This is a genomic window from Aeromonas sp. LsrichE-8G (assembly GCF_022869435.1).
Classification (GTDB): Bacteria; Pseudomonadota; Gammaproteobacteria; order Enterobacterales; family Aeromonadaceae; genus Aeromonas; species Aeromonas caviae.
Map to the genome: position 1 here is coordinate 2860 of NZ_JALIHH010000024.1, position 8629 is coordinate 11488.

Sequence of the window (8629 nt, forward strand, 5' to 3'; positions counted from 1 at the left end):
GGCCGCCCACTCTTTATAGAGCCGACAGAAGTGGTTGTAGCTGTAGTGGGAGCCTGGATGGCGCTCGGCGTACTCCTGCCATAGCAGCTCGAGGGTCACGCCTTTTTGACCTGGTTTTTTGAGTTCCTGATGCAACAAGGCCCAGTTGGGAGTGGGTTTGTGCTGAGTTTTATGAACAGAGCAGGTCTTGAGAAATGCGCGCTCCAGGGAGACATCATCCCAGGACTCAGACAGGGGCCAGGTCATGATACCCAGTTGAGCCGCCCGGTTGAGGTAATAGGATACGGTGCTAGGAGAGATATGCAGGCTGAGGGCGATCTGCCGATGAGCCAGTTGAGCCTGATATTTAAGGCGAAGAATTTCTTTGAGTTTTCTCACAGTGATAGGCCTCGCAGACATGCACGTTCCTCTGTTGGAGCAGATGGGAAAGTGCGGGTTTAACGAAGCGGGAAGAAAAAGTCACCAATAACATGGATGCCGATCATGGTTTCCCATCGAGGGTAAAAAGTGATCGGCTTGGGATGTTATTGAGTGATCGGCATGGATGTTATTACGTGATCGGCATGAATGTTATTGAGCGATCGCCATGCGTGGGAATATGCAGGTGGTTCAGATAGAGCGGCATCAGACCATAAAGCACCCCCAGCACGATGCCGGAGAGGATGCAGCCGTTCACCCCCAGACGCGCCTGACGCAGGCGCAGCATCGGCCAGACCGGAGTCCTGGCCTGGTGGTTGCCTGACGGACTGGCGATGCGGGTGAACAAGAGCGGCAGCATGGCCGCCAACACCAGGGCAGTCACCCAGGGCAGCACCGCCATCAGCGACGTCGGCACCTTGCTCACCAGCAGTTGCCCAAGCACAGTGCCCACGTAATAGACCATCATGTAGGCAGCCAGCAGGCGACCCCGATTGCGGGCGTTGCCGCTGCACATCAGCGCGCTCTCCACCACCACCCAGATCATGGCGCAGCCGACTCCGGCGATGAATCGCCAGGCGAGCCAGCTCCAGAACGCCACGGTAATGCCGAGCCCGACGCAGCCTGCGGCAAAGAGCGCACTCGCCAGGTAGTAACTGCGATTGAAGCCGCAGCGGGCGATGAGTCTGCCCGCCAGCAGGGTTCCCAGCAGGTTGCCGGTGAAATAGGAGGAGCCGACCATACCGACATGCCAGGTGGGCAGATGCTCATGGGCGAGCCAGAGCGGCACCAGGGTGTTCAATACCGCGATGGCCAGGGTCAGCAACAGCAGGCCACAGAGCAGGAGCAGCACCGGGCGGGAGTATGTGGTCATGGATAGAACCGTGGGGAGAGGCAAAATGCGAGCGCATCATGCCACCGCCTGTGCCTTTGTCAATCGGCACTGAGGCTGGGTCGCAAGGTTTTTCTGCCCACCGTGATGGCAACGCGGCAAGGCCCTCCCCTGACGGGAGCCTCATCCCCTTGATTGGCCGGCACCTTGGTCATGATAAGGAGAAGCGGGCGGTTGAATATCGACCCTGTGCCTCCCTCACGCCAGAGCGCCATGACCAGAAGAGGCGACCCAGGGCCGCCTCTTCTTTCTATCAAGCACAACCTATCGTGCACAACGCCGGTCAGCGCTGGCGCTTCTTGGCGTACTTGCGACGAGCCCGGGCCTGGCGCTCCTCTTCCCGCTCCGCCTTCTCCCTGGCTTTCTGCTCAGCCTCGGCCTGGGCTTCCACTATCTCGAGGCTCACCATCTCTGGCGTCTCCAGGGAGATCCGCCCCAGCATGCCGGACCGGAATTCATTGACCAGGATTTCCGAGGCCTTGTGCAGATCCGCAAGCCCCCCCTTGCGCATGAAGCCGCGCTGACGGGCAATGAGATCCAGCAGCTCGATCTCGGTCTCCGGCAGCTCGCTCAGCTGGTAGCGTGCCTTGATGCGCTCCGGATAGGCCTTGATGAAGTAGTCGGCGGCAAACATGGCGATGTCGGCGTAATCGAAGACGGTATCCTTGATGGCCGCCGTGATCGCCAGTCGATAACCGCAGGAGGGCGGGTTGAGCTTGGGCCACAGGAAGCCAGGGGTGTCCGTCAGGATGACGTGGTTGTCGAGCTTGATCCGCTGCTGGGACTTGGTCACCCCCGCCTCGTTGCCGGTCTTGGCGATGATCCGCCCCGCCAGGGTGTTGATCAGGGTGGACTTGCCCACGTTGGGGATGCCCATGATCATGGCGCGCACCCCGCGCAGCTCGAAGTTGCGCTCCGGCAGCATCTCGTGGCACAGGGTCAGCAGTTGCTTAATCTTCTCCGGCTCCTGCTGGGTCAGGGGCAGTGCCTTGATCCCCTTCTCCTGCTCCATGTGGGCCACCCACAGCTCGGTGATCTCGGGGTCGGCAAGGTCTGCCTTGTTGAGCACCTTGATCACCGGCGTCTCCCCGCGCAGCTCCGGCACCAGGGGGTTCTCGCTGGAGAAGGGGATGCGGGCGTCGAGCATCTCGATGATGACATCGACCTGGGGCATGACCTCTGCAATCTCTTTGCGGGCCTTGTGCATGTGGCCGGGGAACCAGTTGATGGACATATCCGTTACTCTCTCATTGGCATGCGGTCCCCTCTCGGGGCTGCGGGCGCTCGGGGTTGCGGGTGCGTGGTGATGCGCCAGACCGCTGGCACTCATCGCAAGGGGGCGCATTTTACCTGCTGCGGCCCCGATTTGACAGGCTATTCTGGCCGGGTGTTGTCACCCGGGTGGCCGGATGCCCGCCACGCCACCGGGAGGTGAGTGGCAGAACACAATCAACATAACCCATTGATATAAGATAACATTTACAAGGCACTTTCACCGCATTGTCATCTCTCTTCACTAAAAGTGTCATCTGCCCCCTCTAGGCTGCGCTCAGGTTTCACAAGGAGCGAACCCCAATGAGAAAGATGGCAGGACTTGCAGTGATGATAGGCGCCGCCCTGGCCGCCGGCTGCAACTCCAACAACGACAGCAACACCCCGGAACCCAGCGCCAAGAACGTGATCTTCTTCCTCGGCGACGGCATGGGTCTCAACACCCTCACCGCCTCCCGGATCTATGGCGTCGGCGAAGAGGGCAGCCTCACCATCGACACCCTGCCGGAAACGGCCTTCATCAAGACCTTCTCCCACGATGCCCAGGTGACCGACTCGGCCCCCTCCATGGCGGCCTACATGACCGGGGTCAAGAGCAACAACGGCGTCATCAGCATGGACAGCGACGCCACCCAGGAGAGCGATTGCAGCCAGAGCGGCGGCAAAGCGGTGACCACCCTGCTGGAGCTGGCCAAGGCCGATGGCCGTGGCACCGGCGTGGTCACCACCACCCGGGTCACCCACGCCACCCCGGCCGCCACCTATGCCCATATATGCAACCGGGACCTGGAGGCTGATATCGCCGTCCAGATGGTGCCGGGGGGCAGCGGTTACAACAGCGCCCTGAAAGAGGGGCTGGACGTGGTGCTCGGGGGCGGCAGCGGCTTCTTCCTGCCCAGCGCCGACAAGGGCAAGCGGACCGATGGTCGCAACCTCATCGACGAGATGAAGGCGAAGGGCTATCAGTTTGCCGCCACCCTGGACGAGCTGAACCAGGCCGATGCGAGCAAGCCGCTGCTGGGCCTGTTTGGCTCAAGCCACATGAAATATGACCTGGACCGGCCCGCCAGCGAGCCGTCACTGGCCCAGATGACCCTGGCTGCCATCAAGCAGCTCAAGGACAAAGAGAAGGGTTACTTCCTGATGGTGGAAGGGGGGCGCATCGATCACGCCCTGCACGACACCAACGCCAAGCGCGCCCTGCAGGATACCCTCGCCTTCGACAACGCCATCCAGGCCGCCATCAATGAAGTGAAGAAAACCGATCCCGAGCTGAAAAACACCCTGATCGTGGTCACCGCCGACCATGACCACACGCTAGTCCTGAATGGTTATGCCAAGCGCACCGGCAAGACCACGGCAGGCAATGCGGGCGTGCTCGGGCTGGTGAAGAACTACGAGACCGGCGAGCCGAGCAAGGATAGCGATGGCATGCCCTACACCATCATCGGCTTTGGCAACGGCTACAACCGGGTGGACGGCCCGCGCAGCAGCGTGGCGGCCCTCGACGACGCCACCACCTCCGCCGACGACTATCACCAGGAGGTAGTGGTCAAGGTGGGCGAGATAGGCAACGAAACCCACGGCGGTACCGATGTCTTCCTCGGCGCCATCGGCCAGGGGGCGGAGCGCTTCCACGGCTCTCTCGACAACACCGCCGTGTTCGGCAAGATCAAGGCTGCGGCCAAGCTGTAAGGGATTATCAGGATGAACATCACCATGAAAAAGACGCTGGTCTGCACCGCCCTGCTCGGCACGCTTGGCGGCCTCTCCAAGGCGCACGCCGCCGATGCCAAGAACGTCATCCTCTTTATCGGTGACGGCATGGGCCCCACCGTGCTCACCGCCACCCGCCTGTTCAAGGTGGGGGAAGAGGGGGATCTCGAGATGATGAAACTGCCCCAGAGCGCGCGCATCAAGACCTTCTCCCACGATGCCCAGACCACGGACTCAGCCCCCTCCATGGCGGCCTACACCACCGGCGTCAAGATGAACAACGAGGTGATCGCCATGAGCAGCGACACCAGGGCAGTGGCACCGTCCAAGGATGCCAACGGCAACAAGGGCATCAACAACTGCACCAGCGACAACGGGAGCCCGGTGCCCACTATTCTCGAGCTGGCCAAGGCGGCGGGCAAGTCGGTGGGGGCCGTCACGACCACTGAGCTCACCCATGCCACCCCGGCGGCGACCTATTCCCATATCTGCCACCGGGATGCGGCCTACGCCATCGCCGAGCAGGCGGTACCAGGCGGAGCCGGCTTCAACCAGGCGCTGGGGGATGGGGTCGATGTGCTGATGGGGGGCGGCGCCAACCACTGGACGCCCTACAGCGCCAGCAACAAGGGCGGCCGGGCCGACGGCCGGGATCTCACCGCCGAGCTGACCGCCCGGGGCTACCGCTATGTCACCACCAAGGATGAGCTCTCTGCCGTCAACTCGGGCAAGGTGCTGGGGCTGTTCAGCACCAAGTCCCACCTCGACTACGAACTGGACCGCGTCGCCAAGGGGGCGGCCAGTACCCAGCCGTCCCTCTCCGAGATGACCGCCAAGGCGATCGATCTGCTCAGCCAGAACAGCCAGGGCTACTTCCTGATGGTGGAGGGGGGGCGTATCGACCACGCCCTGCATGCCACCAACGCCAAGCGATCGCTGACCGATGCGGTGGCGCTGGACGAGGCGGTCAAGACGGCCCTCGGCAAAGTGGATTTGAGCGATACCCTGATCGTGGTTACCGCCGACCACGACCACACCATGACCATCAACGGCTATTCCGCCAAGGGCAACAAGGTGCTGGATCTGGTCAAGAACGCCGATGGCTCGACCCAGAACGACGCGGACGGCAAGCCGTTCACTACTCTGGTATTCGGCAACGGCCCCAACCGCCAGGACCAGCGCCCCACCCTTACCAGCGATGAGGTGATGGCGGATGACTACCTGCAGGAGACCGGAGTCAAGCTCGGCTCCGAGACTCACGGCGGCGGCGATGTGATGCTGTTCGCGGGCGGCGCAGGCAGCAGCCAGTTCAAGGGCACCCTCGACAACACCCGGGTGTTCGGCAAGCTCAGGGAGGCCCTCGGCCTGTGATAAAGGGGCCCGGCACCGCGCCGGGCCCGTTTTCCGTCGAGCGAGTGACGATGATGAAATATCTGCTTTCTTTATGGCTGCTGGGCAGCGCCCTCTCCTTCCCCCTCCTGGCCGACGAGGTGCCCGATCTGGCCGCCCGCATCCGCTACGTGGACAGGGCTACCGGCAGCGACGGCATCACCCGGGAGAGCCAGTGGCAGGAGAAGTGGCTGCGGGTCGGTGACCAGGTGTGGAGCCAGCGGCTCATTCCCGTTCCCCTGGCCCGTGCCTATCACGCCACCCACGATGCCCGCCCCGGCCACAAGCACTTCACTCACCAGATGGCGGCGCGCTGGGTCACCCGCAGCGAGGGAGACGCACTCCAGTTGCGCTACGCCGATGCCTGGCACAACCAGCTGGTGGAAGTGCCGCAGGAGGAGTACGGCCAGGTGGCCTTCAAGCCGGAGTGGGCGCGGATCCGCCACCTCATCAACCCTGCCCTGTTAGAGGGAATGACACCGCTGGATGAGGCCGCCCCCGACCAGGCGAACTGGTATGAGACCCGTGAAGGTCGCCAGCGTACCCGCATCCTCTGGTCGAGCCGCTGGCAGTTGCCCCTGGTGGTGGAGTCGGCAAGCCTCGACGGTTATCGCAGCTACCGGATGGAGGTGACGCTCAAGCCGCTGCCAAAGACCCTCCCCTGGCAGCAACTGGCAGGGTACCAGACCCTGGATCTGCGGGATTTCTTCGACTGATCCCCCCAGGCGGCAATCGCCTGGCTGACATGGCGTAACGGGATGTTACACTCTCTGTACTCATCCCGGATCCCAACATCCATGCGCCTTGTTACTCTGCTTCTGCTGCTCTCTCCCCTGATCGTCTGCGCCTTTTCGGCCCGTGCCGTGGTCGTCGTGGCCGCGGACATTCCCCCCTATGTGATCCGCGCCCAACAGGGTGCGCCGAGCGGCATGGCCATCGAGGTGCTGGAGGAGGCTGCCCGCCGCCTCGGGGAACCGCTCGAGATCGAGTTGATGCCGCTGGCTCGCGCCCTCAGCCAGGCCAGCCACCGCCCGGATGTCCTGTTGTTGCCCCCGGCCCGAAATCCCCAGCGCGAACCACTGTTTCTCTGGATTGCCCCCCTGCTGGAGGATGCCTTCGTGCTGGTCAGCCATCGCCGTCACCATCCAACGCCGATCTCCATGAAGACGCTGCCAGGCCTCACCGTTGGCGTGATGCGTGGCTCCCATAGCCAGAGCCTGTTCCAGCCGCTGACAGGGGTGACCCGGGAGCTGGTCACCGAGGAGGTCAGCAACGCCAGCAAGCTGGCGCGCGACCGCATCCAGGCATGGGCGGTGGCCTGGAACACCGCCCGTTACAACCAGCAGCGGGCGGGTCTGCCGCTCCCGGACCTGGTGCGGGGCGAGACCTTGCAGCAGAGCACCCTCTACCTGGCCGCCAGTCCCCGCTTCTCCCGCAGCGAGGCGCTGCGCTGGCGCCGGGTCATTCAGGAAATGAGGGAGGATGGTAGTCTCGCGCGCATCCTGCACCAGTACGATTACCAGGCTCCCTGATGAGAAAGTCAGTCCAATTGCCAAACCACCCCAGAATGGTTATGGTATCTCCATGAAAGCAATCATGATTTTTTCCAGTACGCTCACACCCCGCTGAGCCCCCGCCCTCGCCCCGCTGCGCGAGTCGCTCGGGGGCATCGCTGTTGCTGTCTGCTTTTTACACTTGCACCGTTTTTTGTCGACCAGTCTGCCCGTCATCCTGGTCCCTTCAGTCATTGATAAGGAAATACCCTATGAAACAGCCTCATCTCGTCATCTCCAGCCTGGATCTGGATCGCATCGAACAGCTGCTTGGCAACCACCCCCAGCACCTTGCCCTGCAAGAGGAGCTGGATCGCGCCGAGATCCGCGAACCCGCCGACATGCCGCCGGACGTGGTGACCATGAACAGCACGGTGCGCTTCAAGATGCAAAACAGCGGCAACGACTTCTGCCTGACGCTGGTCTATCCAAAGGATGTGCAGGGGGACGAATCGAAGATCTCCGTGCTGGCGCCAGTGGGCAGCGCCCTGCTGGGGCTCAAGGTGGGTGACAGCATCGCCTGGCCGGGGCCGGCCGGTCGCACCATCCAGGTGGAGATCCTGGAAGTGGTCTATCAGCCGGAACGCGCGGGGGAGCTGCACCGCTGACAGGCCGCCAGGCGGCCACTCTGGTCTGATGCGACCAGGTGGCTGACTCGGTATGTCTTTGTCCGGTCGGAGCCGACGGCCACCGGCCGGGCATGACCTGACGGGGGATCAGGCCCCCTGACAGATCCGGTTCTTGCCCTCCCGCTTGGCCTGATAGAGAGCGCGATCTGCCTGGCTGAACAGGGTGTCAAAGTGCCATTCACGGGCGCTGGGCACCCACCCCAGGCTGGCCGTCACCCGGACCCCCTTCAGCTCCAGCGTTTCTATTCCCTGGCGGATCTGCTCGCAGCGCGCCTGCTGGGCCAGGGGGTCCCGCTCGGGCAATAGCAGCACAAACTCTTCCCCGCCGAAGCGGCTGGCCACCAGATCCCGCTGGCCGGCAAGATAGCGACCCACCGCCTCCAGCACCCTGTCCCCGGTCTCGTGACCGTGGCGATCGTGGATCTGCTTGAAGTCGTCGAGATCCAGCACCACCAGCGCCCCCTGCCTTGCCATCGTCACGCAATGATCCATAAAGCCGCGCCGGTTCAGGAGGCCGGTCAGGGGATCCTGGCTGGCCTGTCGACGCAGGGCCAGGGCCCGGTACTGGGTACAGAGCAGCAGCACCCCGAAGGTCGACAGATAGTTGCCCATCAGCTTGACATCCTCCCCCACCTTAGCGCTTCGCGTCACAGGAGGGGGATTCCCATTACGTATCTATTCACCAGGACGGGGTTGACGGCATCAGTTCTGCCGGGATGGGATAATCTGTCTTCTCGATGCACGCCCTGACCACGGCCCTC

General features: G+C 63.0%; 8 protein-coding genes and 1 pseudogene. 5 read left to right on the top strand and 4 right to left on the bottom strand.

The features are described from left to right. From MUW49_RS05875 to ylqF, 3 genes and pseudogenes are all read right to left on the bottom strand, one after another. Positions 1-399, bottom strand: a 399-nt coding sequence (locus MUW49_RS05875; RefSeq protein WP_348521183.1) for a sigma factor-like helix-turn-helix DNA-binding protein, incomplete at its 3' end; no start/stop codon positions are given. A 205-nt stretch (positions 400-604) separates the two neighbouring features. Then, positions 605-1291: pseudogene (locus MUW49_RS05880) on the bottom strand (MFS transporter); the annotation flags it as partial. A gap of 301 nt (positions 1292-1592) precedes the next feature. Further along, entirely contained in the window at positions 1593-2543 is a 951-nt protein-coding gene (gene ylqF, locus MUW49_RS05885; protein ID WP_244812514.1) for a ribosome biogenesis GTPase YlqF, read from the bottom strand. Between the two features lie 341 nt (positions 2544-2884). Between ylqF and MUW49_RS05890 the strand changes: the two genes are divergently transcribed. The 5 genes from MUW49_RS05890 (at position 2885) to rnk (ending at position 7847) form a co-directional block, all read left to right on the top strand. Next, a complete protein-coding gene (locus MUW49_RS05890; RefSeq protein WP_109112850.1) occupies positions 2885-4276 on the top strand; it encodes an alkaline phosphatase in 1392 nt (463 codons plus the stop codon). A gap of 12 nt (positions 4277-4288) precedes the next feature. After that, positions 4289-5668 (top strand): alkaline phosphatase, encoded by a 1380-nt coding sequence (locus MUW49_RS05895; protein WP_052814632.1) that lies wholly within the window; start codon positions 4289-4291, stop codon positions 5666-5668. Between the two features lie 50 nt (positions 5669-5718). Then, the gene (locus MUW49_RS05900) at positions 5719-6402 is read left to right on the top strand and encodes a hypothetical protein (RefSeq protein ID WP_052814631.1); all 684 of its coding nucleotides are present in this window, start codon (positions 5719-5721) and stop codon (positions 6400-6402) included. Between the two features lie 81 nt (positions 6403-6483). Next, positions 6484-7218, top strand: a complete 735-nt coding sequence (locus tag MUW49_RS05905) for a transporter substrate-binding domain-containing protein (protein ID WP_109112849.1) — start codon at positions 6484-6486, stop codon at positions 7216-7218. 233 nt (positions 7219-7451) lie between these two features. Then, entirely contained in the window at positions 7452-7847 is a 396-nt protein-coding gene (gene rnk, locus MUW49_RS05910; protein ID WP_010675253.1) for a nucleoside diphosphate kinase regulator, read from the top strand. Between the two features lie 108 nt (positions 7848-7955). Here the strand turns inward: rnk and MUW49_RS05915 are convergent, their stop codons facing one another. Continuing rightward, complete coding sequence (locus tag MUW49_RS05915; protein WP_244053685.1) at positions 7956-8519, bottom strand: GGDEF domain-containing protein; 564 nt, start codon at positions 8517-8519, stop codon at positions 7956-7958. Positions 8520-8629 lie beyond the last annotated feature (110 nt).